General features: G+C 62.5%; 20 protein-coding genes. 13 read left to right on the forward strand and 7 right to left on the reverse strand.

Translation table 11 applies throughout. The features are described 5' to 3' along the window. Window positions 1-100 precede the first annotated feature (100 nt). From P5205_02280 to P5205_02310, 7 genes are all read left to right on the forward strand, one after another. Complete coding sequence (locus P5205_02280) at window positions 101-1,507, forward strand: hypothetical protein (protein ID HSA09173.1); 1,407 nt, start codon at window positions 101-103, stop codon at window positions 1,505-1,507. A 206-nt stretch (window positions 1,508-1,713) separates the two neighbouring features. Continuing rightward, window positions 1,714-2,025 carry a glutaredoxin gene (locus P5205_02285; GenBank protein HSA09174.1) on the forward strand — a complete coding sequence of 104 codons (312 nt, stop codon included), beginning with the start codon at window positions 1,714-1,716 and terminating at the stop codon, window positions 2,023-2,025. A 124-nt stretch (window positions 2,026-2,149) separates the two neighbouring features. Then, window positions 2,150-3,016 carry a pantoate--beta-alanine ligase gene (panC, locus tag P5205_02290; protein ID HSA09175.1) on the forward strand — a complete coding sequence of 289 codons (867 nt, stop codon included), beginning with the start codon at window positions 2,150-2,152 and terminating at the stop codon, window positions 3,014-3,016. Then, window positions 3,017-4,618 (forward strand): L-aspartate oxidase, encoded by a 1,602-nt coding sequence (gene nadB / locus P5205_02295; GenBank protein HSA09176.1) that lies wholly within the window; start codon window positions 3,017-3,019, stop codon window positions 4,616-4,618. It abuts the gene before it with no gap. Between the two features lie 3 nt (window positions 4,619-4,621). Further along, window positions 4,622-5,290: a response regulator transcription factor gene (locus P5205_02300; GenBank protein ID HSA09177.1), complete on the forward strand. Its 669-nt coding sequence runs from the start codon at window positions 4,622-4,624 to the stop codon at window positions 5,288-5,290. Further along, window positions 5,271-6,659: a HAMP domain-containing sensor histidine kinase gene (locus P5205_02305; protein HSA09178.1), complete on the forward strand. Its 1,389-nt coding sequence runs from the start codon at window positions 5,271-5,273 to the stop codon at window positions 6,657-6,659. Before P5205_02300 ends, P5205_02305 begins: the two co-directional genes overlap by 20 nt. A gap of 614 nt (window positions 6,660-7,273) precedes the next feature. Next, window positions 7,274-9,172, forward strand: coding sequence for a hypothetical protein (locus tag P5205_02310; protein HSA09179.1), 1,899 nt, complete (start codon window positions 7,274-7,276; stop codon window positions 9,170-9,172). Between the two features lie 141 nt (window positions 9,173-9,313). Here P5205_02310 and P5205_02315 read toward each other — a convergent pair whose 3' ends face one another. Together P5205_02315 and P5205_02320 are read right to left on the reverse strand one after the other, a co-directional pair. After that, window positions 9,314-10,114 carry a pseudouridine synthase gene (locus P5205_02315; protein HSA09180.1) on the reverse strand — a complete coding sequence of 267 codons (801 nt, stop codon included), beginning with the start codon at window positions 10,112-10,114 and terminating at the stop codon, window positions 9,314-9,316. Window positions 10,115-10,197: 83 nt separating this feature from the next. Then, window positions 10,198-11,889, reverse strand: coding sequence for a peptidylprolyl isomerase (locus P5205_02320; GenBank protein HSA09181.1), 1,692 nt, complete (start codon window positions 11,887-11,889; stop codon window positions 10,198-10,200). 119 nt (window positions 11,890-12,008) lie between these two features. Between P5205_02320 and P5205_02325 the strand changes: the two genes are divergently transcribed. Further along, the gene (locus P5205_02325) at window positions 12,009-12,383 is read left to right on the forward strand and encodes a hypothetical protein (protein ID HSA09182.1); all 375 of its coding nucleotides are present in this window, start codon (window positions 12,009-12,011) and stop codon (window positions 12,381-12,383) included. A gap of 550 nt (window positions 12,384-12,933) precedes the next feature. On the opposite strand, the gene P5205_02330 is transcribed toward P5205_02325, so the two are convergent. Next, on the reverse strand, window positions 12,934-14,703 hold the full coding sequence (locus P5205_02330) for a hypothetical protein (GenBank protein ID HSA09183.1): 1,770 nt from the start codon (window positions 14,701-14,703) through the stop codon (window positions 12,934-12,936). A 249-nt stretch (window positions 14,704-14,952) separates the two neighbouring features. On the opposite strand from P5205_02330, the gene P5205_02335 reads away from it, so the two are divergent. From P5205_02335 to P5205_02355, 5 genes are all read left to right on the forward strand, one after another. Beyond that, window positions 14,953-15,120: a DUF6132 family protein gene (locus P5205_02335; protein ID HSA09184.1), complete on the forward strand. Its 168-nt coding sequence runs from the start codon at window positions 14,953-14,955 to the stop codon at window positions 15,118-15,120. Window positions 15,121-15,146: 26 nt separating this feature from the next. Continuing rightward, window positions 15,147-15,383, forward strand: coding sequence for a DUF2892 domain-containing protein (locus P5205_02340; protein ID HSA09185.1), 237 nt, complete (start codon window positions 15,147-15,149; stop codon window positions 15,381-15,383). Next, window positions 15,380-16,699: a TolC family protein gene (locus tag P5205_02345; GenBank protein ID HSA09186.1), complete on the forward strand. Its 1,320-nt coding sequence runs from the start codon at window positions 15,380-15,382 to the stop codon at window positions 16,697-16,699. Before P5205_02340 ends, P5205_02345 begins: the two co-directional genes overlap by 4 nt. 107 nt (window positions 16,700-16,806) lie before the next feature. Further along, entirely contained in the window at window positions 16,807-17,811 is a 1,005-nt protein-coding gene (locus P5205_02350) for an efflux RND transporter periplasmic adaptor subunit (protein HSA09187.1), read from the forward strand. A 9-nt stretch (window positions 17,812-17,820) separates the two neighbouring features. Then, window positions 17,821-21,129: an efflux RND transporter permease subunit gene (locus P5205_02355; protein ID HSA09188.1), complete on the forward strand. Its 3,309-nt coding sequence runs from the start codon at window positions 17,821-17,823 to the stop codon at window positions 21,127-21,129. Window positions 21,130-21,234: 105 nt separating this feature from the next. Here the strand turns inward: P5205_02355 and gatA are convergent, their stop codons facing one another. The 4 genes from gatA to P5205_02375 all read right to left on the reverse strand — a co-directional run bounded on the left by gatA (window position 21,235) and on the right by P5205_02375 (window position 25,020). Beyond that, window positions 21,235-22,707, reverse strand: coding sequence for an Asp-tRNA(Asn)/Glu-tRNA(Gln) amidotransferase subunit GatA (gene gatA / locus P5205_02360; GenBank protein HSA09189.1), 1,473 nt, complete (start codon window positions 22,705-22,707; stop codon window positions 21,235-21,237). Window positions 22,708-22,808: 101 nt separating this feature from the next. Next, entirely contained in the window at window positions 22,809-23,366 is a 558-nt protein-coding gene (locus P5205_02365) for a hypothetical protein (GenBank protein HSA09190.1), read from the reverse strand. Further along, complete coding sequence (locus tag P5205_02370) at window positions 23,363-23,863, reverse strand: hypothetical protein (protein HSA09191.1); 501 nt, start codon at window positions 23,861-23,863, stop codon at window positions 23,363-23,365. Before P5205_02370 ends, P5205_02365 begins: the two co-directional genes overlap by 4 nt. Beyond that, a complete protein-coding gene (locus P5205_02375) occupies window positions 23,860-25,020 on the reverse strand; it encodes a galactose oxidase (protein HSA09192.1) in 1,161 nt (386 codons plus the stop codon). Before P5205_02375 ends, P5205_02370 begins: the two co-directional genes overlap by 4 nt. Window positions 25,021-25,024: the final 4 nt, after the last annotated feature.

The following is a 25,024-nucleotide window of genomic DNA, read 5'->3' on the forward strand; positions in this document are numbered from 1 at the left end:
CATCGCTTGTCTGCATCACCTTCCGGGATGAGTCCTGCAGAAATTCAGTGCCAGAAACCTTGCACCTTGACAGAACACCTGTGCATTCAAAGTTAAGTATATGAGTTCTGCGAAGATTAATGGCAGGCTGGTTGGGAGTTGGGCCGCCACGGCTATGGTGGCGGCGAGTTTGAGTGCGCCGGCGCGAGCTGCGGCGCCGCTCACGAAGCCGGCGAAGTTCACGTTCGACGACGCGGGGGCGCTGCTGGTGGATGGAGAAAGGAAATTCCCCCTCAATCTGACCGTGGTGCCAGGGCCGGACGCGAAGGCTCCGAATGGCCGACCAGCCTACGCGGAGTTCGCGGATTGCGGGGTGATGTTCATGAGGTCGGGCGGTCCGTCCTGGAACGACGAAATGATCGAGAAGGAGAAGGCCCTGCAGTCGGCTGCGGCTGCGGGCGGAATGCGCTGCTGCCCTTGGCTGGGCTGGGACCTGTCCAACTTCGACCCGGGCGACATGCAAAAGGAGGCCAGGCTAAAGAAAGTGATCGCGGCCCTCAAGGACTCGCCGGGCATGGGCCTCTGGAAGGGCGCAGATGAGCCGGACTGGGGGAACTCGCATAACGCCAAGAATTCTACACCGCAACAGGTGGCGCACGTGGCAAAACTCCTCCACGAACTCGACCCCGACCATCCGATCTGGCTGGTGCAGGCCCCGCGTGGAACCGTGGCCTCGCTGAAGCGCTATGACGCCGGCTGGGACGTAGGCGGGATAGACATCTACCCGGTGAGCTATCCCCCTGGTGTGCATTCGGAGAAGCAGAACAAGGAACTGAGCATGGTGGGGGACTTCACCCGCCTGATGAAGCAGGTGGCAGGCGATAAGCCGTTCTGGATGACACTCCAAATCGCCTTCTCCGGGGTGGTCAAGCCCGGGCGCACGCTGCGCTTCCCGACGTTTCCAGATCAGAGGTTTATGGCCTACGAGGCCATCATCAACGGCGCCCGCGGGCTGACTTATTTCGGGGGCGGGCTGCCGCAGACGCTGAATGAGCGAGACAAACCGCTGGGATTCAACTGGACGTATTTCGACCGGGTGATGCGGCCGCTGTTTGACGAACTCGGGCCGAGGTCGCCAATCCTTCCGGCGCTGCTCGCCGCCGATTCCAGGATCAGACTCAAGGTCGTGTCGGAACCGCCGCCCAAGCGCGCGGTGGCCAATAAGGAGGAGGAACAGAACCGGCAGGCGGCGATCCCGAGACAGTTCGTGCAGGATGAAGTCAGCGCGGATGCGAGCGCTGTGGAGTTCCTGGTGCGCGAGGCGGGAGACAGCATCTACGTGCTGGCCTGCGCGAGGGAGGGCCCAACAATCCGTGTGCGCTTCAGCGGGCTGCCCCAGGAGATCCACGGACCCGGCGCAGGGACGGTGGTCTTTGAAGAACCGCGCAAGGTGGATGCGGAGCACGGCACCTTCGCGGATTGGTTCGGTCCCTTCGAGGTGCATGTGTACCAGTTCCGGCGGAAGTGACGTGCCGCAGACGGGCCAGATCATGAGCTGGTAATAGCGGGTGCGTGGTCGGGTTCGCCCGTGACCTTCGATGCTGCCGGCACCCGGCGGCAACTCCCGGCGCCCTCAAAGCGCAAGCCGCCTGGCTTGGAGGGTTTGCGACGCCTCCCGCTACGCCTGATTTGCGCTCCAGCGCGGATGTGGCAGGGTAGTAGCGAAGCTGAATTATGGATAAACTGAATGTCATAGCCTATCTGAAGCCGACCTGCGGTTGGAGCCAGGGCGTGCGCGCCATCCTTCGCAAGTACGATTTGCCCTTCGAGGACCGCGATATTATTAACAATCCCGCCCAGCGAGAGGAGATGGTCGCCAAGAGCGGCCAACCGCTCAGCCCGTGCGTTGAGATCAACGGTCACATGCTGGCCGACGTGAGCGGCCTGGAGGTTGAAGCCTACCTGCTGGCGCAGGGTCTGGTACAGCCCACCGATCGCCAGGTGGAAGCGCCTACGAACCAGCCGTGCGCCGACGCCATGCCCTGACTGGCGGATTGCGGAAACTCAATTCAGGACGTGGCGGCCGACGTAAGGCGCGACCCGCTCACGCCGGCTATCACATCTTGACTATGAGATTGATAGTTCCGCGAGGGTGTCACACCTTGGCGGGATGCGAATCGTAAGGTCGGTAGCGGCCATGCAGCGGCTGGCGTTGGCATGGCGCCGGGCGGGGCTGCGTGTCAGTTTGGTGCCGACAATGGGCTACCTGCACGCGGGTCATTTGAGCCTCGTTCGGCGCGCGCGCCGGTTAGTGGGTCGGCGGGGCAAGGTGGTCGTGAGCATCTACGTCAACCCCACCCAGTTCGGCCCCTCCGAAGACTTCTCGCGCTATCCGCGCGACCTGACACGCGACGCCAGGTTATGCCGGCGGGAAAGCGCGGACATAGTCTTTGCCCCGGACGACCGGCAGATGTATCCGCGCGGCGACGGCGAGGGCTTCAGCACGTATGTCGTCGAGGAGGACCTGTCCCGAGTCATGGAAGGCAGATCACGGCCGACGCACTTTCGCGGAGTCACGACGGTGGTCGCCAAGCTGTTCAACATCGTGCTGCCGGAGGTGGCGGTCTTTGGCGCCAAGGATTGGCAACAAGCGGCCGTTGTTAAACGCATGGCACGCGACCTGAACTTCCCCTTGAAAATTGTAGTGGCGCCCACCCAACGCGAGGCGGACGGCCTGGCCATGAGTTCGCGGAATAAATACCTGGTTGGCGGCTTGCGCGGGCAGGCTGTGGTGCTATGGCTGGCGCTGCAGCGGGCGCGAGCGGCGGTGCGCCAGGCGGCACGCCCCATCCCGGCGGCGCGGCTTAAGTTGGAGCTAAAGCGGTTTATCGAGCGCGTTCCGGCCGCGCAGCTGGACTACGCGGAATTCTTTGAACCAGACACGCTGGCGCCGGTGTCCAAGGTCACACGCGGCGCCCACCTGGCGCTGGCGGTGCAGGTGGGCCGGACACGCCTGATTGACAACGGACGGCTGTAAATGAAGCAGTTTGATTTTCTAGTCCTGGGCAGCGGCATTGCGGGGCTTTCCTTCGCCTTGAAAGTGGCCCCGCATGGCCGGGTGGCGATTATCACCAAGAAGGACCGCGCCGAGTCCAACACCAACTACGCCCAGGGGGGCATCGCGGCGGTCACCAGCAAGGAGGACTCGGTCGAACTGCATGTGCGCGACACGCTGGAGGCCGGCGCGGGTCTTTGCAGGGAAACAGCCGTTCGCTCCATCATCGAGGAAGGTCCGCCGCGAATCGCGGAACTGATTGAGTTGGGCATGCAGTTCACGGAACGCGAGATTCCCCGCTCGCGCGGCGCGCGCGAGCTGGACCTTGGCCGAGAAGGAGGGCATTCCAAGCGCCGCATCCTCCACGCGAAGGACATCACCGGCCGGGAGATTGAGCGGGCATTGCTGGCGGCCGTGGCGGCCATGTCCAACATCACCATCTTCGAGAACCACCTGGCTATCAACCTTATCACCAGTCAGAAGCTCGGACACGGCGGCGACAACCGGTGTCTCGGGGTATATGTGCTCGACAAGCAGGCGGGACAGGTGGAGACCTTCGCGGCGCCGGTCACCCTGCTCGCCACCGGCGGCACCGGCAAAGTCTATCTTTACACGACCAACCCGGACATTGCCACCGGCGACGGGGTGGCGATGGCCTGGCGCGCCGGGGCCGCGGTCGCCAATATGGAATTTGTGCAGTTCCATCCCACCTGCCTCTATCATCCCAAGGCCAAGTCCTTCCTGATCAGCGAGGCGGTGCGGGGCGAAGGCGGTGTGCTCAAGAGCATTGAGGGCGTGGAATTCATGGACAAGGCGCACCCGCTCAAGTCGCTCGCGCCGCGCGACATCGTCGCCCGCGCCATTGACAGCGAGATGAAGAAGAGCGGCGCGGATTACGTCTTGCTCGACATCACCCACAAGCCGGCCCGGTTCCTCATTGACCGATTCCCGAACATCTACCAGACCTGCGTGCGCTACGGCATAGACATTACCAAGGAGCCGATCCCGGTCGTGCCAGCCGCGCATTACCAGTGCGGCGGCGTGCTCACGAACGTGGACGGGGAGACGGAAATCAAGGGGCTTTACGCCGTTGGCGAGGTCGCGTGCACCGGACTGCATGGCGCCAACCGCCTGGCGAGCAATTCGTTGCTCGAAGCGCTGGTGTGCGCGCACCGCGCCGCCCGACGGGCTGTGGCGGACTGCCCCCAGCCCGCCGAGTCGAAGGTACCCCCCTGGCATTCCGGCAACGCTCACAACCCCGATGAGATGGTGGTGGTGTCGCACAATTGGGAGGAAATCCGGCGGCTGATGTGGGATTACGTGGGCATCGTCCGCACGAACAAGCGCTTGCAGCGCGCGCAGAAGCGCATCGCCAACCTGCAGGCTGAAATTCAGGAATACTACTGGGACTTCATCGTCACCAGCGACTTGCTTGAGCTGCGCAACATTGCCACCGTGGCGGAACTGATCGTCGCCAGCGCCCTGCGCCGGCCCGAGAGCCGGGGGCTCAACTACAACCTGGATTTTCCGAATCCCAATCTGGAGTGGGCCCAGCGCGACACGGTTTTGCGGAAAAGCCTTTAGCCTATGCGTGTTCTGGTAGTGGAAGACGACCGGAAGATCGCCTCATTTGTCGTTAAGGGGCTGAAGGAAAGCGGCTACGCGGTGGACCACTCTGCGGACGGCGAAAACGGTTTGATCATGGCGCAAACCATCGCCTACGACGCCGTCGTGGTGGACCTCATGCTGCCCAGGCTCGATGGACTGAGCCTGATCCAACAGCTTCGCGCGCGCGGCAAGCACATGCCCATCCTGATTCTCAGCGCCAAGGCATCCGTGGACGATCGCGTCAAGGGCCTCCAGTCCGGCGGCGATGACTACCTGACCAAGCCGTTCGCGTTCTCGGAGTTGCTGGCCCGCGTCCAGGCCCTTATCCGGCGGGCCACCCAGACGGCGGAGCCCACCCGGTTGGTGGTAGGCGACCTGACGCTGGACCTGCTCACCCGCCAGGTGCAGCGCGACGGGGAGAGCATCGAACTGCAACCGCGCGAGTTCGCGCTGCTCGAATACCTCATGCGCAACTCCAATCGCACGGTCACCAAGACCATGATCCTGGAGCATATCTTCGATTACAGCTTCGATCCGCAAACCAATGTCGTGGACGTGCTCGTGCACCGCCTGCGCAGCAAGGTGGACAAGGGGCGGGCGATGCTTCAGACCATTCGGGGGGTTGGCTATGTCCTTCGGCCTGCTTGACCCGCTGCGCCGCAACGTTGGGGTTCGTCTCAGTCTCCTGTACGCGCTGATCTTCACCCTGAGCAGCGTTGCGCTGCTGGCGCTTGCTTACTACCTGCTGGCGGCCGCGGTCGGCAGCAAGGACCGGGAGGTCTTGGAAGCCCGGCTCAAGGAGGCGGCGGTCGTGTATGAAGCGGGCGGGGTGACTGGCTTGCGCAGCTGGGTCTACAGCCAGCCCGCCGACGTCCAGAACACCTTGTTCGTTCACCTGGTCAATCCGTTCAATAACACCGACCTGGTCATCAGCGCGCCGGCGGCCTGGGTGGGGTTGCGCGACGTGCCCGGCTGGGCCGGCCTCTCAAAGGCGCCCTACCTGCGCATTCCCCAGAACACGGACCGCGACTATACCCTGGGCCAGGTGGAACTCCCGGACGGCCGGGTGCTGCAACTTGGCCGGACAACCAACAGCCGCGCGGCCATCTTGAATCCCATCCGCCGGAGTTTTCTCCTGATCGGCAGCGTAACCGTCTTGCTGGGCTTTCTCGCCGGAGCCTTCTTTGCGAACCGCGCGATGCGGCCCGTCCGCCAGATTGTTGCCACTGCCCGCTCGATCATCCGCACCGGCCAGCTCGACGCGCGCGTCCCGGTCCGCCGGTCCAACGACGAGTTCGACGAGCTGGTACGCCTCTTCAACAGCTTGCTGGACAAGAACCAGGCGCTCATCCGCGCCATGCGCGAGTCGCTCGACAACGTCGCCCACGACCTGCGCACGCCCTTGGCCCGCCTGCGCGGAGTGGCCGAGGACGCTTTGCAGACCGGCGCCGAACCTGGCACCGCCCGCGAAGCTCTCGCGGATTGCCTCGAGGAATCCGAGCGCGTGCTCAGCATGCTCAACACGCTAATGGACATCACCGAGGCCGAGGCCGGCATGATGAAGCTTCAGCGCGAGCGGGTGGACCTCTGCCAACTTGTCCAGGAGGTCGTCGAGTTATATCAATACGTGGCGGAGGAGAAGAAGGTCGCCATCCACACCGACCTGACCGCCCCCTGCACGGCCATGGTAGACCGAATTCGCATGAGGCAGGTCCTTGCCAACCTCCTGGACAACGCCATCAAATACAACTCCGCCGGCGGCAGCGTAACCATCTCCCTGCGCGACGGCACTGACCAAGCGGTGGCGCTCTTCCGCGACACGGGCGCTGGCATCCCCGTCGAGGAGCAGGACAAGATCTGGACGCGCCTCTACCGCGGCGACAAGAGCCGTTCCCAGCGCGGCTTGGGCCTCGGCCTGAGCCTGGTCAAAGCCGTCGTTCAGGCCCACGGCGGCACGGTCACCGTCTCCAGCCAGGCGAATCAGGGGACCGAGTTCATTGTCAACCTGCCCAAGTAGGTTTGTATCCTCTGGGAACCGCGCCGGGCCAAAAGCGCCAGGGGGGCGCTCTCCAAGACGCTAGAGCGCTCGCCACCGATGCCCCCGGAACGGTGAGTCCCCTTAGGAATGCGCTCGTCCTAGCGCCTACTCATACAGGGCCGTGCGAGATTTTCGAACATCATGCTCGATCACTCTCAGTCGCTTCGTGGCCGTAAGCAACATACTTCTTGCACCGGTTTCTCGAGGTTTCTCGAGGTTTCTCGCAAGCACATTGCTACGGTTTTAATTGGGCCGAGCTGGCTGATCCACTCGGGCGTGCCACCCACGACATTCTCCTCTACCTTCAGGTCGGCAAGGATCGGGGGGTCCCTATTGGGAAAGCAGAAATACTTGGGCGGAGCCGCATGGAGACTTACAAGGGGCGTTTATCATCTTACTCAAGATCGGGCATGGGATTTTTGTAATGAGTCAATTATTCTCAGCGACTCTCGGGCAGAACGAGCTTGCAGCAGCACTGTATTTGGATTGGTATGGTTCTCATGATTGTATTGGCATTCGTGATCATGTGTTACGGATGGGGCCGATTGGTTAGCGGAATTTGTTATCGGGACTCGCCTAATTCCCCCGCATACATGACTGCCCTGGGAATGGTTACCCTAAACCTTATTGGGGGGATTCTCAACGGTCTTCGGTTGGCGTTTCCCGTTACCCTGATCGTGCTTTGTGCAACAGGATTTCTTCTCGCCGGTTTTTACATCTTTGGGAGACAGGCAAAGATGGGGACAAGAAGGGTGACCGATGATCTTAAACAGGCGTTTTCCCCGCACAACTTGATCGGCACTTGTGTGCCACTGATTCTGATTCTAGTTCTCTTGGCATTATTCGGACTCCCGTTAATGCCTACAGCAGCATTTAACTATCACGACGACTACCACGTCTATCTGGTGCGCCCGATCCGCATGTTGGCCACTGGCACCGTTGGGGACAATCCGTTCGATCTCCTAGGCCTTGATGGCCTCGGCTCACAATCGTTCTTTCAAGCATTTACTCTGGCTTGCGGGCCTGTTGATTCGGTCAATGCGTTCGATGCGGTTTTTTGCTTCGGGTTAGGTGCCTGGCTGTTGGCTGACTTCGCGCGGACACTGAGAATTCATTGGGGATTGGGTGCTCTGGCCGTCTTGACGTATGCGTTCATCAATCCGCAGTATGTGAATATTTCTCCGCTCTATTCCGGAAGTCTGATGGTTGCCGGACTCGTCATGTCCAGCTGGCTGATGTCTGAATCGATTCCAGTTTCGGGCGCGGAAATCGGATGGCGAAGTTTGTTGCCGATGGCACTGTTCTTGAGCGCTTTAGCCTCATTCAAGACGATCTTGGCGTTCTTTGCGGTGTTCTACTTTGTTGTCTTTTGGGTATTGTCGGCAGTGTCAGGGCTGCATTTGGGCAGAGTCTTGCGGGCCACAGCGCGAACCGGTGTCATGATTCTGTTGGCGGTATCACCCTGGTTGCTGGTATCAGTTCCGGTTCTTATTAAGGCACGGCGGTTAGGCGATGCCTGTCCGGCGAACGCGGATCTGACCGGCGAATTCCCCTCTCTATCCGCGCACGACATAAAGGGACTTTTCACTTTCGACGATATGTACTATGGGGGAAACCAGTGGCATTATAACCTCATTATCCTCGTCATGGCCCTTGCGGCGGCGCTTGCCTGCGTTGTGATTCTCCGACGCCAGGCCAAGTTTAATCCAATCGGATGGGCATGTCTGGGAGCAGTCTCCATGGCAACAGTGCCTGTCTACTTTCTGAACGCCCATCTCTTCGATGTCAAGACTGCACTGAGGTACGCCTGTCCGATCCTAATTGGTGCTTTTCCGGTTGGAATGTTGCTGGCTACACGAGTTTCCAAAGACTTCTGCGATGCCGCTTCCGGCATTAGAGAACGAACTTCCGGCTTGAATGTGCCAACGTTAGCTCTGGTAAGCTTGCAGTTGGTTGTTCTCTTCGTGTTTCTGGTGCCTTGCGTTGCCCGCCTCAATCGGGCGAGCCAGTTCCACACCATTCTCTCATTCGACTTCGATCCAAATTACCTCGATTATAACCGGCGTGCATTGAGCCAGGAAGAGGAGGACCGGATCCGTATGATTCAGGGAAAGATGGATTGTGGAAGAACGATCTTGGCGTGGATTGCACTGCCCATGCACTTGGATTTTACTCGGAACAGGATCCTCACAACCACCGAAGGAGGAATTGTTAACCCGTGGCTGAAATTTCCCGTCGGGGTTGATGAGAATAGCCTTCGCAAATATCTGCAGTCTTGGGGGATTCGTTATGTCCTGTTGGAAGTTGAAGGATACGGCGTGAAAACGGCACGCTTTTTTGAACCAACTTTGTCTTCGCCATTCCCATTGTACCGGAAAATGGCGAAATATAATACCTACCTGCGTCAAGCCCTTTTATCTCTTTCGGAGAAGTGTACAATTGTCCATCAAGATAGTAACTTTGTTGTCTTTGACATCGGTCCCGCAACTTGACCAAGCGCCGATTAGAAACAAAGAGCGTTGCCCCGGCACATAGAGGGTGTTCGATTCCCGGTTGAAGTTTGGGCGCTTCCACGGGGCGACTTTTTCCGCAGAGGGAGGATCGCGGTGTCCCCACTGCCGTCGAACCGCCCGCTAGGCGGGCGCATAGCGCCGCAAGTACTTAACCGCCACGGTCAGGTCTTTCGGCCAGGGGGCGGTTATTGTCAGCGGCTCACCGGTGACGGGATGCGGTAGGGCGAGGCTTTCGGCCTGGACAGCCGAGCGTGACATTAGCGGGCGCTCGGTTTGATCCGGCTTTAGGCGATAGTTCCGCTTCAACCGCGAGAGCAGCAGCGGCCGGCCGCCATACAACGCGTCGCCCACAACCGGCAGCCGAAGATCGCGCAGGTGGACTCGAATCTGGTGCAGCCGGTCGGTCAACGGCTCGCACTGCAGGAGAGCGAAACCGGAGAATCTCTCCCGGACGACAAAGGTCGTTATGGCGCGTTTGCCGCGCCTGGGGTCGGCGCGCATCGTGCCGGGCCGTGTCGGGTGGGGGGCCAACCTGGCTTCGGCCTGGAACCGTGCCTCCGCCGAATCGCCCTGTACGAGTGCCACATACACGCGGGCGGGTTTCTCCGCGCTAAACAGGTTACCCAGAGTTACCAGCACCGGTTTGCTCTTGGCCAGCAGCAGCACACCACTCGTTTCGGCATCCATCCGGTGCGCCGGCAGCAGGAAAGCGCGTCCGGCGGCTACAGCCCAGGGCGCGCCGCGCTTGATGCCCGCGTGCAGCAGCGCCACCAAGCTGGGCCGATCCGGGTCAACACAGTCAGGCGCGGCCGGTAATCCGGTCGGCTTGTCCAGCGCCAGCAAGTGCGCGTCTTCGTAGAGAATTGGGATCTCCCAAAACTCGCGCGTCGTGGGCGAAGAGAGTTTAATGGCGGCACTCATGCGGGACTGGGCTGCCTGAATGATGAATCCGCTGTCTGGAATCCAAGCCGGCAGCAGACCGACGCTTTGGGTTGTCCCCAGGCTTACGATTTTTTGGCGCTTGGCGGCGCCGGGGTCATGGTTGGCGGCTCCTGGCGAGCCAGCGGCGTGTCGCGCAGGCCCTTCTCCGCCTCGCGGCGGAACCAGTCATTGAAGGCCTCATTTTGCCGTCGCTGGCGGACGACGCCGACAAAATCAGGCAGGTTCGCGGTGATCTTAGCCTCGTCCAGCGGCAATTTGGATTTCACGTAAAGGATGACGCCGCCGTCGGGCGTCATCTGGAAATCGCTGACCTTGCCCGGAGAAGTGGAGAAGGCGATATGCTTGAATTGATTCAGATTGAGGTGTCTCTCCACCTCGGGCAACAGCCGCGTGCTGAGCGAGAAGGGGGGCAGGTCCGTCAACTTCAGCTTGGCGGCTGCGGCGATCGCGGCGGGCGTCTTGCCCTGCGCCAGCCCGTTGGTCAGGGTCTGGTAGAAGTCCGCACCCGCCTGGCGCGCCAGGATCAGCGCCTGGCTGTAGCGGTACTCGCTGACCACCTGCGGTCGGATCTGTTCCAGGGGCGGAACTTCGCTCGGGATCTTCTTGTTCAACGCAATCACATACACGGCGTCGGAGCCCTGGATCGGCCCGGCGAATGGGTCATCCGGCGTGCGGGCGAACGCCTTTTGAGCGAAGTCGAGCGCCACTCCCAAGTCGGCCGGCGGATTTTCGCGGTCAAACGGCTCGGTGAGCCCGACAGCCAGACCGTTCTCTTTGGCCATTTTGGACAGGTCTTCCGCTCGCAGCGGGTCCAGGTTGAAAAGTGGATTGGCGAAATCCGCTGCTTTTCGCCGGGCGGCTTGCGCCTCGGCTTGCTTTCGGTTGGCGTCGCGAATCTTGCGCTTCGCCTCATCCAGGGATTGCGCCTCGACCTCGCGCAGGAAGTTGGTCCCGCCATCCCGGTACGCCGCCTCGATTTGCAGGTCCAGGTTGGTCATCCGGGCCAGCTCCGCGTTGGCCTCCGCCAGGAAATTGGTCAGCTCGAATTTGACGTAATTTACCTGCACGCGCTCGGGCAGGCGATACGTCGCCAGCCGATTGGAATAAAACTGCGTTACCGCGTCAGGCAGCACCGTCACGCTGGCGAGGTAGTTGGAGGCGGAGAAGAACACGGCGGCGGCGGCCAGCTCCTCATTCTCGCGCTTGAACAGCTCGCGCGCCTCCTGCGGCGTGACCAGCTTGCCGCTCAAGCCCAACGTGGAGACCAACTCCTGCACGCCCACGTAATGACGCACGAAGCGTTCGAAATCCTCCAGCTTAAAGCCGTTGCTCGGCAGCACCTGTTGCAGAAAAGCCTCGCGCGAGGGAATCACCTTGGCCCGCTGGAGGGCGGCGATCATCCCTTGACCCACTTGGCCGGCCATGTCGCTGCTGACCTGAATGCCGAATTGCTCCAGCTTCTGGATCATCAGCATCCACTGATAAATGTCCCGTTCGAGCTGGCCGCCCCGCTTGGCCTCGTCGTCCGGCCAGCGGCCGGTCAGGCAGAAGGAGCGCAAGAAGACTTCGCTCCGGGCTTTGATGAAATCTTCCTGGCTGATGCGCTCGCCGTTGATCGAGCCAAAGTTGGCGCGGCCCCCGCCCCGGTCGTTCAGGTTCGAGTAGGGCGAGAAGAAGATGACGAAGCTGATAATGGTAAGCGTAATGATGACTATCCAGAGCCATTTCTGATGCTTGCGAATCGTCCCAAACATAATTCTATGTGCGTTAAGAAACGCGCACCCTACCCGGCTTGGCGCCGGGGGGTCAAACGCAAAATCCAGCCCAAAAACCGCCTTTACATGTTTCCCTGGCTCTGCCAGCCTGCGGCGTTATGTTAAATAAATCTCTGCCGCTAATGCTCTTGCCGCTGTTGTTGGCCGGTTGCGCCACCCAGCTCACCAATCTCACGCCCCAGCAGCAGTTTCGCAACGACAACAATCTCTACCCGGTCGAGGTCTCCTTCAACAGCCGCAAGCAGACCATCCGCTGGCAAAGTACCAAAGCCCAAGTCCTGGTCGGCAGGGAGTCCTACGACATGCGGCCCACCCTGCTCATGACCAACCGTTGGGAAGGGCTGATCCCTGTGCCGCCGGGAGCCCAGAGTGTCGAATACCAGTATAAACTCGATTATCAGTATAACCGCATGGGCAAGCCCGGCAACGACAGCGCCCTCTCCCGCAAGTATACACTGCAGATTCTGGACTAGCTCGGAGGCATCCGGAGCTCAAAGTTCCTCCGCTGCGCAAGACACACAACTCCACGTAAGTTAGGCGGCGCGCTGGGCCAGTCGCTCACCGATGCCACAGCCATGGTGGAGTGTCTCTGGATTCTTCGCGGATTCCCGGAAAACCTCGCTGGCGATTCGTCGTCTGGCATTCCCCTGCTTACCTCCAGCACCCCCGCCAAACGGGTGACAGCGCCGTTCCATTGGTCCCACGCGCTGGCGTTGGCTTGCGGATGGCTTGATAGTGCGGCGCTGCCCCGGTGTGTATCCCATGGGGAGCGCTCCCCATGGGATACACACCGGGGCAGCGCCGTGCCGTCACCGTAAACTCAAGCCAGAGGTGCCATGGTCAGAGGGGGCTGGAAAAGGCAGGCAGGCAGCATTACTGTCCAAAATATGGACAGTCTGCGGGTTAGTGATTGGGGGTCCATCCAGTTCTGGCTGAGCTGTCCCGGCTGTGCTGATCACCGTCACCGTTGACACTTCTCGGAAATCCGTGATGAACCGTTGGTTTCGGCGGCGTTGTTGATGTTTAGGGCTTGTGCCTGCTCTTTGCGCCGGCGGGGGATATGTTGGTGGGGAGAGTCGCCCTTGGCGCTGAGCGGTTGCCCTTGATGAGTTCGCTAACGGCCTCCTTCCATTTTCCCTGCCGGGCGAGGGCTTCGCCGAGTAGCAACTGAAGCGGAGGGCTGTTCGGTCTGAGCAGGGCCAGCTTCCGCAAATAGGCCACCAACTGCTCCTTTTCGGCCGGCGTCTGCGCAACATCAATCCAGTCCCTTGCGAGGCTGAGGTGGAGGTCAACATAAAGCGGAATGGTCTCATAGGCCCGACGGTAGATCTTGTTCTGCAGGGCGACGTCCAGGGCGCGGCAGTAGAGGGGTTCGGTGCTTTTCCAGAGCGCCAATTGGTTGGACGTGAGGACCGCGCAGGCCGAAACGAGTGCGGCGGCAGCGGCGGCTACGGGCGCTTTGAGCCAGCCCCAGGTTCTTGCCAGATCGCCCAGGCTCCAGGCTAGAATGATGAAAGGCCCGATGAGCGGGAGGTAGCTGTAACGGTCGGCCCACGATTGCTGGCCGACCTGCACCAAACCTATCGTCGGCACTAGCATGCCGAGAAACCAGAGCCAGCCGACCAGCCAGTAGCGCCGGCGGCGCCCCAGCCAAAGCGCGCCGAGGGAAATGACCGTCAGGAGTCCCGCAGCGGCAACCACCATACCTATGGGCCACCTGCCGGGGTGGGGATAGAGAAACGCCAGTTGGTCCGGCCAGAACATCTTTTGGAGATAGCGGCAATAGGCGATGAGCGCGTTGCCGAGGCGCCACAGGAAGGGCAACTGGCCAGAAGCCGCTACGGCCCCTTCGGCCTTCTGAGCCCAGAGAGTGATCAGGCTTTGCGCGATGGCCAAGAGGAAGAAAGGCATCTTTTCCAGCAGCAGGCCAAACCAGGGCTGCGCGCGGGGAAGCTCAAGCCCTGCCGGAGAAGGACTCCGATTCAGGAAGCGCAAGCGCGGAGTGCGTTGCAAGGGCCAGAAGTCGAGCAGGAGCAGGACAAAGGGCACGGTGACCAGCATGGGTTTGGAGAGCAGGCCGAGGGCGAAGCAGCAGAGCGCGAGCAGATAGAGGATACAGGATGGGCGCAGGGCGGGTGATGCCTGTTCCGTGCCGGTGGATGCAACTCCCTGATCTCTCACTGAGCCGGCAGGGCTTCGGAGTTCGGCGTAACGAGCGTAAGCCAGCAGGGTGAGCATGAAGAACAAGGCGCTGAGGACATCTTTGCGTTCGGAAATCCAGGCGACGGATTCGACATGCAGCGGGTGCAACGCAAACAAGCCGGCGACCAGCGCGCTGCGCCAAATGGCGCCGGTCAGGCGCCGCAAGGCAAGGAAGAGCAGCGTCGCGTTGGCCGCATGCAGAAGCGCATTGACGAGATGAAAGCGGCCGGCACTTAAGCCGAGCAACTGGCAGTCCAGCATGTGGGAGAGCCAGGTGAGGGGATGCCAGTTGCCCGCGTGGGTGGCGCGGAACGCCCACGCGAGCCCCTCGAAGGTCAGGCCGGCTTTAACGTGCGGATTGTCGAGGATGTAGTGTGGGTCGTCGAAGCGAAAGAACTCGAAAGTCCGCGCGGGGAGGAACACCCAGAATGTGCCAAGGAACAGGCCCAGGGTGATCCACCATGCCGGGTGGGAAAAGAAAGCCCGACGGCGGGCGGACGGGGTTGCGCTCGGGGGGACTTTCGCTTTGTCGCCGGGGAAGTTGCGTTGCGCGGGCAATGTGCTGGCGGGCTTGTTTCGTCGTCGCTTCATCGGCTTCGCGGGAAGCAGAACATATTCAAGCCGCAATCCGGTGCAAATGCAACGGCGGATTCGGTGGTGGCTGGAACCGGGGACATGGCTGAGTCGAGTGCCCGGATTGGTCCTGCGGCCCTCTTGGCGGCACGCTTTCCGTTCGGGTTGGATGCCTCCATGGGGGGCTGCTGCGCGCGGACGCCGATTTCATGTAACTTTCTCGCGGCTCGCGACTCGGTATGAAGCGTATTGAAGACAAGACATAGTATGATTCTGCGCATCGTTATCGGAGTGGTCGTGGGGGGCGGACTGGGTTTCGCCTTCTACAAGTTCGTTGGCTGCTCGACCGGCACTTGTCCGTTGACGAGCAATCCGGTCATGAGCACCCTGTACGGCAGTGTGGTCGGAGCGCTGGTCGCCAGCAGTATTCACTGATCCAGGACAACGCGACTCATCTCTGAATGAAAATGGAAATGATCATCCGCCGCGTTGCCGGCACATTCATACTCCTCAGCCTGCTGTTGGCGCACTATCACAGCCCATATTGGCTCTGGTTTACCGCCTTTGTCGGCTTCAACCTGCTCCAATCGTCTTTCACCAGGTTCTGTCCCCTGGAGATCATTCTCAAGAAAGCCGGCGTTGGCTGCTCTTGCTGCGGCCAGGCGGAGAAGGCCGGTGAGCGGTGCGATAACAAGTGACGAAGGCCCGTGGCATTTACGGGCTGGCGCTTTTGTGGCCCCTGGCGGCCCTTGCTGGCGAGCCGTGGACTCTGGAGCGCGCGCTCCAGCAGGCCCTAACGGCTAATCCGGACGCGCGCCTGGCGCAGCAGCGCATCGTAGCCGCGCAGGCGGGTCTGGACCAGGCCAACGCAGCTTTCTGGCCGCGCGTGCAGTTCCAGTCCAGCTACACCGGCAGCGACAATCCCATGCAGGTCTTCGGCAGCATCCTCAACCAGCGCGCCTACAACTACAATTCGCCTCCAGACTTCAATGACTTGCCGACGGTGGACAACCTGAACACCCGGGGCCTGGTCACGGTTCCGCTCTACGCTGGCGGCAAGAACGTCGCCGCGCGCAAGGCGGCCGTCGCAAACACGGAAGCCGCCCGGCAGGACAATGCCGCCGTCCGCAACGCCCTCGGCTTCGAGGTGTCCCGCGCCTTCCACACTGTGCTGAAGACGCGGCAGTTCGTCCGGGCCGCCGAGGCGGCAGTTAGTTCACTCGAAAGCAGCCTGGGCGTCGCCAGGAAGCGCCTCGACGGCGGCACGCTGCTCAAGAGCGGCGTGCTCGACATCGAGGTCCGGCTGTCGCAGGCGCGCGAAGACCTCGTGCGCGCCCGCAACGCAAACGCGCTGGCGATGCGCGCGCTCCGAAATCTCCTGGGCGTTGAGCAGGGCGACTTTGAAATCACCGACACGGCGCCGGCCGTTACTGCGCCGGACTCAGGCGATTTTTCCGGGCGCGCGGAACTGGCCGCCGCCCGCCACCGCGAACGGGCGGCCCAGGAACAGACCCGTGCCGCCAGGGGAGGTTATCTCCCCCGCCTTAGCGCCTTTGGCAGCCTGGATTACGACTACGGCTGGAACTACGACCACGGTGGCGGCAGCTGGACTGCCGGCGCGCTGCTCCAGTGGGACCTCTGGGACGGAAAACTGACCCGCGCCAAGGTCCGGGAGGCCAATGCCAACCTCGAATCCGCCCGCGAGGAACAACGCAAGCTGCGTCTGGCGTTGGACCTCGAAGTCGAGCAAGCCCGCCTCGACCTGAAGGCCGCCGATGAACGGCTTGGCGTAACGGAGCAGGCGATCGCCCAGGCCACAGAAAGCGCCCGCCTCACCCGCGCCCGCTTCGAGCAGGAGCTGGCACTGCCCAAGGATTTGATTGACGCCGAGACCGCGCTGGTCGCCGCTCGCGTGCGCCGCGCTGAAGCCGAGGCCGACCGACAGATCGCCATTGCCGCTCTGCGCAAAGGGCTTGGCCTGCCGCAACTGGAATCGCAAACGGAAGTCAAATGAGAGTCTTCACCCGTCTTTCCCCGCGCTCTGGCAGGGCTCAGAGTGGTCCCGGCAGCAAGGCCGCCATCTCGAAGAGGCCAGCCGCCATGAAACAAGTTCTGCCTCTTATGTTATTAGGCCTTGTAGCGGCCGTTCCCAGCTGCGGGAATAAGTCTGAGCGGCCGGCGGTGGCCGGGCACACCTTGCCGTCGGCCAGCGTTCGGGTGCAAAGGATCGAGAGCGTGAAGCAGCCGGCGGTGGAGGAAGTTGTCGGCACGGTGCAGCCAAAGCTGCGGGCAGCCCTCGAAGCCAAGATCAGCGGCCGCATCACCCGCCTCGCTGTTACACTCGGGCAGGCCGTCAAACAGGGAGACGTGCTGGTGGAGTTGGCCTCGCAGGAGATTCAGGCCAGGCTCGACCAGGCCCAGGCGACGTTGCGGCAGACTGAGCTGGACTTCAACCGCACCGCCAATCTGCGCAAGCAAGACGCCGCTACCCAGGCCGAGTTGGATGCGGCGCAGACGCGCTACCATGTCGCCAAGGCAGCTTTGGCGGAAGCGGAGGCGCTGGCAGGCTACGCGAAGATCATCGCCCCGTTCGACGGTGTGTTGGCCCGCAAGCTTGCCGACGAGGGCGACCTGGCGATGCCGGGCAAGCCGCTGCTCGAGTTGGAAGGTCGCGCGGGCTTGCGCCTGGTGGCCGACGTGCCGAGCGTGCTCGCAGGCCATATAGTGCCCGGGGCCAAAGTCGCCGTGCGTGTGGAGACGCTACCGGATCCCCTCACCGGCACCTTGGCCGAGATCGCGCCGGGGGCTGATCCGGCCTCTCGCACAGTGCTGATGAAGGTGGACCTGCCGGAAACCCGGGGGCTGCGTGCCGGGCTATTTGGAAGGCTCGCGGTGCCGGCTGGCGAGAAGTCGTGCCTTTTTGTGCCGGCTCAGGCGCTGGTCCGGCGGGGCCAGCTTGAAGTCTTGTTTGTTGCCGCGGATGGCAAAGCACAGATGCGATTGGTGCGGAGCGGCAAGCAGGCGGAGCAAGGCATCGAGATTCTGTCCGGCCTGGCCGCCGGCGAAGCGATAGTGGTCGAAGGAGCGGCGACCCTGCGCGACGGTCAGCCGCTTCAAGTCCAATAACCTGGGCCTGTGAGCACAGCAGGGTCCAAACCTGACTCGGTCCACCTGGGGTTCGCGGGGCGCATTGCCCGGGCGTTCATTGATTCCAAGCTGACCCCGTTGTTCGTTGTCACCTCGATTCTCCTGGGCGCGGCGGCCACCTGGCTCCTGCCGCGCGAGGAGGAACCGCAGATCAAGGTGCCGATGATTGACGTGCTGGTCTCGATGCCGGGTTTCAGCGCCAAGGAGGTCGAAGAGCGCGCCACCCGGCCGATGGAGAAGCTGCTCTGGGAAATCCCCGGCGTCGAATACATCTACTCGACCTCGCGTGAGGGTGAGTGCCTGGCGATCGTGCGCTTCCAGGTCGGCGAGGACATTGTGCGCAGCCTGGTTTACCTCAACCAGAAACTGCAGGCCAACTTCGACCGCATCCCCTTCGGCGTCTCCTACCCGCTGATCAAGCCCAGGTCCATTGACGACGTGCCGATCCTGGCGCTGACTTTGCACGGACCGGGGTATGACCACTACACCCTGCGCCGCATCCTGGCCGAAGTGGACGACGCGGTGAAGCAGGTGCCGCTGGTGGCGGAGACAACGCTCATCGGCGGAGATCGCCGGCAACTGCGCGTCCTGCTCGACCCGGCCAGGCTGGCCTCGCGGCAGCTCAGCGCGGCGGAGATCCTGCCACGGCTGCAGGCAGCCAACCGCCAACAACTGGCCGGCTCACTCACAGGCGACAACCGTGAGGTCGTGCTGCAGGCCGGCAGCTTCCTCGCCAGCGCAAAGGACGCCGGCAATGTCGTGGTCGGCGTACACGGCAGCAAGCCCGTCTACCTGCGCGAGGTGGCGGAAATCGTGGACGGGCCCGAGGAGCCCAGCCAATATGTGTTCTTTGGGGCTGGGGCGGCGCCTGGCGAGGGGAACGCGGCTTCCGAACATCCGAAAGCTGGCACATTCGCGGAGGAGCCCGCGGTCACCCTGACCATCGCCAAACGGCCCGGCGCCAATGCGATTTCGGTCGCGCACGATGTGCTCAGGAAAGTTGACGCGCTCAAGGGCCGGGTCATTCCCAACGACGTGCAAGTGGCCATCACCCGTCACTACGGCCAAACGGCGGAGGAGAAGTCCAATGAACTGCTGCTGCACATGGGCATCGCGGTCATTGGCGTGTCCCTGCTCATTCTACTGACGCTCGGCTGGCGGGAGTCCATTGTCGTCGGCATCGCCATTCCTTGTACCTTGGCCCTGACGTTGCTGGTGTTCTACCTCCACGGCTACACGCTCAACCGCATCACGCTCTTCGCGCTGATCTTCTCCATCGGCATTCTGGTGGATGACGCCATCGTCGTGGTCGAGAACATCGTCCGCCATTTCCACCTGCCGCGTAATCAAGGCCGCCCGTGGCCGGCAATCGCGGTCGAGGCGGTGAACGAAGTTGGCAATCCAACAATTCTCGCCACCTTCGCCGTCATCTCAGCCGTGTTGCCCATGGCGTTCGTTGGCGGCTTGATGGGGCCCTACATGCGCCCCATTCCCACCGGTGCAAGCGCCGCCATGTTCTGGTCGCTGGCGATCGCCTTCATCGTCACCCCCTGGGCAGCGATCCGCATCCTGCGCTGGGGCCGTAAGTATTCGCGCCCTGCCGCCGCCTCGCCCGCCGTGGGCGAAGGCGGCCAGCCGCACTCGCATTTCGAGCACGAGGAAGATTTCTTCACCCGGCTTTACCGGCGTTTCATGGGGCCGCTGATTGCCAAGGCCCGCTGGCGGCTGGCTTTTCTAGCGGGGATTGTCGCGCTGCTGCTCGCCGCTATGGCCACGGTCGGGCTTGGCTGGGTGAAGGTGAAGATGCTGCCCTTCGACAATAAGAGCGAATTCCAGATCATCCTGAACATGCCCGAAGGCAGCGCGCTCGAACTGACCGCACAGGCCGCGCGCGAAATCGGCGCCGCCGTGCGGGTTGAACCGGAGGTAACGGATTACCAGGTTTACGCTGGCGTCGCCGCCCCCTTCAACTTCAACGGCCTGGTGCGCCACTACTTCATGCGGCGAGGACCGCACATTGCGGACTTGCAGATCAACCTCGTACCCAAAAGCCAGCGCAAGGCCCAGAGCCACGACATCGCCAAACACGTCCGCCCGCGCGTGGCCGCGATCGCCGCCAAGTACGACGCCCGGGTCGCGGTCGCCGAGGTCCCGCCGGGCCCGCCCGTTCTACAGACGCTCGTGGCGGAAATCTACGGGCCGAGCGAGGCCAGCCGCTTGGCGCTGGCCCGCCAGGTCATCAACATCTTCACCAACACGCCGGGCGTGGTGGATACCGACTGGTATATCGAGTCCGACCAGGCCAAGGCGCGGTTCGTGGTGGACAAGGAGAAGGCCGCCTTGCACGGCATCACCGAGGAAGCCATCGCACAAACCCTGAAGCTGGCGGTCGGCGGCACCGCGGTGGATCTGCTCCACCTGCCGCGCGAAAAAGAGGATCTGCTGATCATCGCGCGCTTGCCCCAATCGCTCCGCACTTCCCCCGAGGATCTGCTTGCGCTGCGCGTCCGCGGTGCCAACACCGCCGGTCCCCTGGTGCCATTGCGGGAGCTGGTCAAGGTGGAGTCCAGCCTCGTGGACAAGAGCCGATACCACAAGAACCTCAAGGCGGTCACCTACGTGATCGGCGACGTGGCCGGCGAGATAGAGAGTCCGGTATATGCGATCCAGCAGATGAACAAGGCCCTCGCGGCTCTCGACACCAGACAGTATGGCGGCAGCGGTGCGCCGCTCAAGGTCTACAACGCCAGCCAGCCCTTTACCGACAACGAGCCTGCCATTAAGTGGGATGGCGAATGGCACATTACGATCGAGGTCTTTCGTGATCTCGGCTCGGCCTTCGCCGCCGTGCTAGTGCTGATCTTCATCCTGATGGTCGGCTGGTTCCGTTCCTTCCTGACTCCGCTGGTCGTCATGGCCGCCATCCCCTTTTCCCTCGTGGGCATTCTCCCCGCCCACGGTCTCATGGGCGCTTTCTTCACCGCCACCTCCATGATCGGCTTCATGGCCGGCGCGGGCATCGTCGTGCGCAACTCCATCATCCTGGTGGACTTCATCGAGCTGCGCCTTGCCGAGGGCATGCCGCTGGACCAGGCGGTCGTGGATTCCGGGGCGGTGCGGTTTCGGCCCATGCTCCTGACGGCGCTGGCGGTTGTGGTTGGTGCCAGCGTGATCCTGGCCGATCCGATCTTCCAGGGCCTGGCTATCGCGTTGATGGCCGGCGAGATTGCTTCGCTGCTCATCAGCCGGACAGCCGTTCCCGTGCTCTACTTCATGGCCAGCCGACGCAAGCTGTAGGCCGGCGAGCCGATCACGCCCGAAGGGAACGGAAGTTCCCCCGCGGCCTGATTATGGTTCAGGCACTTTGGCTCTGAGCGGTAGTTGTTGTATTGGAATGACGGGCTACCCGTTGATCGGGGGCTTCTTTTTGTGCCATTCCGTGCTTTGCTCGTAGGCGTGGCCCAGGCGCAGGATTGTCTCCTCGCCGAACGGCTTGCCCAGAAGCTGCAGGCCGATGGGCAGCCGGGGTTGCGGACCAGTGAAACCGCACGGCACCACCAAGCCGCAGATGCCGGCGAGGTTGCACGAGATGGTGAAGATGTCCATCAGGTACATCTGCAAGGGGTCCTCCGACTTCTCGCCGATCTTGAACGCGGCGGTGGGGGAGGTTGGCGTGAGAATGGCATCCACCTTTTCGAACGCGGTCAGGAAGTCCTGGCGAATCAGCGTCCGCACCTTCTGCGCGCGCAGGTAATAGGCGTCGTAGTAACCGCTGCTCAATACGTAAGTGCCCAGGATGATGCGCCGCTTCACTTCGGCGCCGAAACCGGTCCCGCGCGTGCGGCCATACATCTCAACCGGGTCCGCCCCGTCCACGCGCATCCCGTAGCGGATGCCATCGAAGCGGGCCAGGTTGGCGCTCGCTTCCGCCGTCGCGATGATGTAATAGGTCGCGATCGCGTAGTCTGTGTGCGGCAGCGACACCTCCACCACCTCCGCCCCGAGCTTGGTAAACTGCTCCACCGCCGCCTCGATCGCCCGCTTCACTGCCGGGTCCAGCCCCCCAATCATGTATTCCTTCGCCAACCCCAGCTTCAGACCCTTGATGCTGCCTGCCAGGCCCGCCGTGTAATCCGCCACCGGCTGCGGCACGGACGACGAGTCTCGCGGGTCGTGCCCGCCAATGACACTCAGCACCGTCGCCGCGTCCCGCACCTGCTTGTTGAAACAACCAATCTGGTCCAGCGACGAAGCATACGCCACCAGCCCATAGCGCGACACGCGCCCATACGAGGGCTTGAGCCCAACGCAACCGCACAGCGAGGCCGGCTGCCTGATCGAGCCCCCGGTGTCCGAGCCCAGCGCCGCCACGCATTCGTCCGCCGCCACCGCCGCTGCCGAGCCTCCCGAAGAGCCGCCCGGGATGCGCGAGGTGTCCCACGGATTGCACGTGACCTGGAACGCCGAGTTCTCGGTCGAGCTGCCCATCGCGAACTCATCCATGTTCAGCCGCCCGAATACCACCGCCCCGGCGGCTTTGAGCTTCTCGATTACCGTTGCGTCGTAGGGCGAAACGAAGCCCTTGAGAATCTGCGAACCGCAGTTGAGCGGCTGTCCCTTTACCGCGATGACGTCCTTGACGGCGATCGGCACGCCCAGCAAAGGCCGCTGCGCGTGAGTCTGGCCCGCGGCCAGGGCCGCATCGGCGGCATCGGCTTGCGCCAGCGCATCCGCCGCGTCGTAGCTGATAAACGCGCGGATTTGTCCGTCCACGCGCGCAATGCGGTCCAGGCAAGCCTGTGTGGCCGCTCGTGCCGAGACTTCACGCCGCGCCAGCTTTGTAGCCAATTCCGAGATAGTAAGTTGGTTCAACATTAAACGCTCGCCGCCTGCATCCCAGCCGCCGAACTGCGCAATATAGTGGGGCAGCCGTCCCGCCTGTCAATGATTCGGCAGCCGGAAGGCAGCTGCTCCCGTCATTCAGCGATTTTGTCGTCCGGGTGATTGCTGCGGCGGTAACGGTCCGGCTTTACTCCTTCTGGACACCAGTCGGTGCGCAGCCTGACATCCTGCGAGCCAGCCAGTTTGCCCGGCTCGCTGGCTGGGGTATGGTCCGTCGAGCTCCGGATTTCCCACCAGCATTGGCCGCAATGATTGTGCTCGTGATCCACCGCAAACCCGGCCTGCTTGATCATCGGGCCGATCCACCCCATGCAATGGTCGCAGTAATCGTGATAAGCGGCCAAGCCATTGCGAATCAGGAAGCCCTTGGAAGGACACTCATGCATATCAATCCGGAACACCTCCGCGCCAGCCGTGGTATGGCAGCCTGCACCCTCATGTTCCAGCGTGTGCCCCCAATACTCCGCCATGCCGGCAAAACCTCGCGCCTGAATCAGCGCCGCCGCGTGGCGCTGCGAATCGCGGTGGATAGCCTCATCCCAGAACCGCCTCAGCAGCGCTTCGCCCGCTTGCCGGCGCAGCCATTCGAACGTCCAGTCGTAATGCCCGCAGAAGTCGTAGACGCCGATCATGCCGCCTCCTTGATCCTGGCCATGTCTTGCGGCGGCAGCCCGGGACCACGCTGCAGGAAAGTCTGCCGGCAGGCGCCATTGCCGCCTTCAATCCGGACCGTCAGGCCCGCCGGGGCGGCCATGGCTTCAGACACGTAGTAGCAATGCTCGCAAAAACAGGGCACGATGCTGCGGCTGTGCGCGCGCAGGTGTTTGAAGGCGGGGCAGACTCGCACGTCGAGGCGCACTTGCTCGGAACCCGGTTCCACTTGAACGTTTGCTCCAGGCTCCGCGGTGAAGAATGCGCGCCAGTAATCTGCCACCGCCCGCAACCCTCCGCGTTTCCAGGCTGCGCTAACCGGCGCATAGTGTCTTGCGCCCAACTCCTGCCAATAGCGGCGCAGCCCTTCGCGGCCGAGTTCCTTCTCGATGAACCGGAAGGTGGCGTTGATGGCAAAGTAGAAGTCGCCGGCGCCGACCGGCTTCGAATCGGTGAACGGCAGGACGTCGCGGCTCATCTTTTGCCGGCTGCCGCGGGGCGGTGCGTCGCGCGGCTGGCACTGAAGCTCCACACGTCCGGCGTGCGCACTCCGGGCCGAATCTCCCCATTGGGGATTACATACCTGCCGTGCCAGAGCACCGCCGGGACCGTCACCTGGGTGCGAGGCGCTTCGCCTGCCTTCGCCCAGTTGTTGCTCGCTGTGTGGTAGGCCAGCACATCTTTGGCAAAGCCCGGGTGCTGGTCCAGCGGCTGGAAGCCGAGCTTTGTGCCATCATCGCCCGAAATGACCAGGATGCGCTCTCCCTGCAAGACCGGCGCCGGGGATGGCGCCGCCACCGCAGGCCGTGGAATGTCTGCAAGTCGTTTCCAGCCCGAGCTGGGACGATAGCTGTAGGCGTCCGTCAGGTAACTCCGCACCGGTTTGCCTTCCGCATCTCCGGAAAGGCTGGCGCCGCTGATAAGATAAAAATCCCCACCCGCCACCGCCGCCACCGACAGCATCCGCCCCGGGCCGGGCCACGGTTTCAGCTCACGCCATGCCGGCGCGGCCGCCGCCAGATCCAACGCCCAAAATGTCCGCAGAGTATTGGTGGAATTGGGTTCCTCAATGCCGCCTGCAACATAGAGAACGTTGCCCAGCAACGCACCGCAACCGTTGGCCATCGGTCGCGGCAGGGGTGGCAGCATTTCCGTTTTGAGCCCCCCCCGGGCGAGCCGCAGCAGGTACACATCGCGGTAATGGCGTTCAAGGTCGCTTCCACCCGCGCAAAGGACTCCGCCTGGAGCGGTCACCGACACCCCATATCCCATTGGTCGAATCAGTTTCCCGGCCTCTTTCCACATACCCTGCGGTTTGGATAGTGCATAGACAGTGTCATACCAGCGCTTCCTACCCCCCGCCCAGGGCGGCGCCTCCGGGAAGTTCGCTCCGCCAGCCACGAGCAGCGTGCGGCCGCTCAGGCCCGCGTAAGGCGAGCCCAGACCGGCGGGATTCGGCATTGGAGGCAGCTTCTCCCAGCGCAAGTTGGTGACGGCGAGTTCCGCCGCAGAGCCGACATTCGCTGCCAGCAGGCAGTCGAGGACCAACGCTTGAGTTCGCCTGGACATGAACACGGTATTCGTTTTGCCCAGTGTTACATGGAAATCCGCCAGGGTGCCAGTACGAGAATGCATACCC

This window comes from Candidatus Paceibacterota bacterium (assembly GCA_035452965.1).
Taxonomy (GTDB): domain Bacteria; phylum Verrucomicrobiota; class Verrucomicrobiia; order Limisphaerales; family UBA8199; genus UBA8199.

Bases quoted from the DNA above. Each gene is read 5' to 3' on its own strand.
- P5205_02280 (HSA09173.1), top strand. From the start codon at position 101: ATGAGTTCTGCGAAGATTAATGGCAGGCTGGTTGGGAGTTGGGCCGCC.
- P5205_02285 (HSA09174.1), top strand. From the start codon at position 1,714: ATGGATAAACTGAATGTCATAGCCTATCTGAAGCCGACCTGCGGTTGG.
- panC (HSA09175.1), top strand. From the start codon at position 2,150: ATGCGAATCGTAAGGTCGGTAGCGGCCATGCAGCGGCTGGCGTTGGCA.
- nadB (HSA09176.1), top strand. From the start codon at position 3,017: ATGAAGCAGTTTGATTTTCTAGTCCTGGGCAGCGGCATTGCGGGGCTT.
- P5205_02300 (HSA09177.1), top strand. From the start codon at position 4,622: ATGCGTGTTCTGGTAGTGGAAGACGACCGGAAGATCGCCTCATTTGTC.
- P5205_02305 (HSA09178.1), top strand. From the start codon at position 5,271: ATGTCCTTCGGCCTGCTTGACCCGCTGCGCCGCAACGTTGGGGTTCGT.
- P5205_02310 (HSA09179.1), top strand. From the start codon at position 7,274: ATGACTGCCCTGGGAATGGTTACCCTAAACCTTATTGGGGGGATTCTC.
- P5205_02315 (HSA09180.1), bottom strand. From the start codon at position 10,114: ATGAGTGCCGCCATTAAACTCTCTTCGCCCACGACGCGCGAGTTTTGG.
- P5205_02320 (HSA09181.1), bottom strand. From the start codon at position 11,889: ATGTTTGGGACGATTCGCAAGCATCAGAAATGGCTCTGGATAGTCATC.
- P5205_02325 (HSA09182.1), top strand. From the start codon at position 12,009: ATGTTAAATAAATCTCTGCCGCTAATGCTCTTGCCGCTGTTGTTGGCC.
- P5205_02330 (HSA09183.1), bottom strand. From the start codon at position 14,703: ATGAAGCGACGACGAAACAAGCCCGCCAGCACATTGCCCGCGCAACGC.
- P5205_02335 (HSA09184.1), top strand. From the start codon at position 14,953: ATGATTCTGCGCATCGTTATCGGAGTGGTCGTGGGGGGCGGACTGGGT.
- P5205_02340 (HSA09185.1), top strand. From the start codon at position 15,147: ATGAAAATGGAAATGATCATCCGCCGCGTTGCCGGCACATTCATACTC.
- P5205_02350 (HSA09187.1), top strand. From the start codon at position 16,807: ATGTTATTAGGCCTTGTAGCGGCCGTTCCCAGCTGCGGGAATAAGTCT.
- gatA (HSA09189.1), bottom strand. From the start codon at position 22,707: ATGTTGAACCAACTTACTATCTCGGAATTGGCTACAAAGCTGGCGCGG.
- P5205_02365 (HSA09190.1), bottom strand. From the start codon at position 23,366: ATGATCGGCGTCTACGACTTCTGCGGGCATTACGACTGGACGTTCGAA.
- P5205_02370 (HSA09191.1), bottom strand. From the start codon at position 23,863: ATGAGCCGCGACGTCCTGCCGTTCACCGATTCGAAGCCGGTCGGCGCC.
- P5205_02375 (HSA09192.1), bottom strand. From the start codon at position 25,020: ATGCATTCTCGTACTGGCACCCTGGCGGATTTCCATGTAACACTGGGC.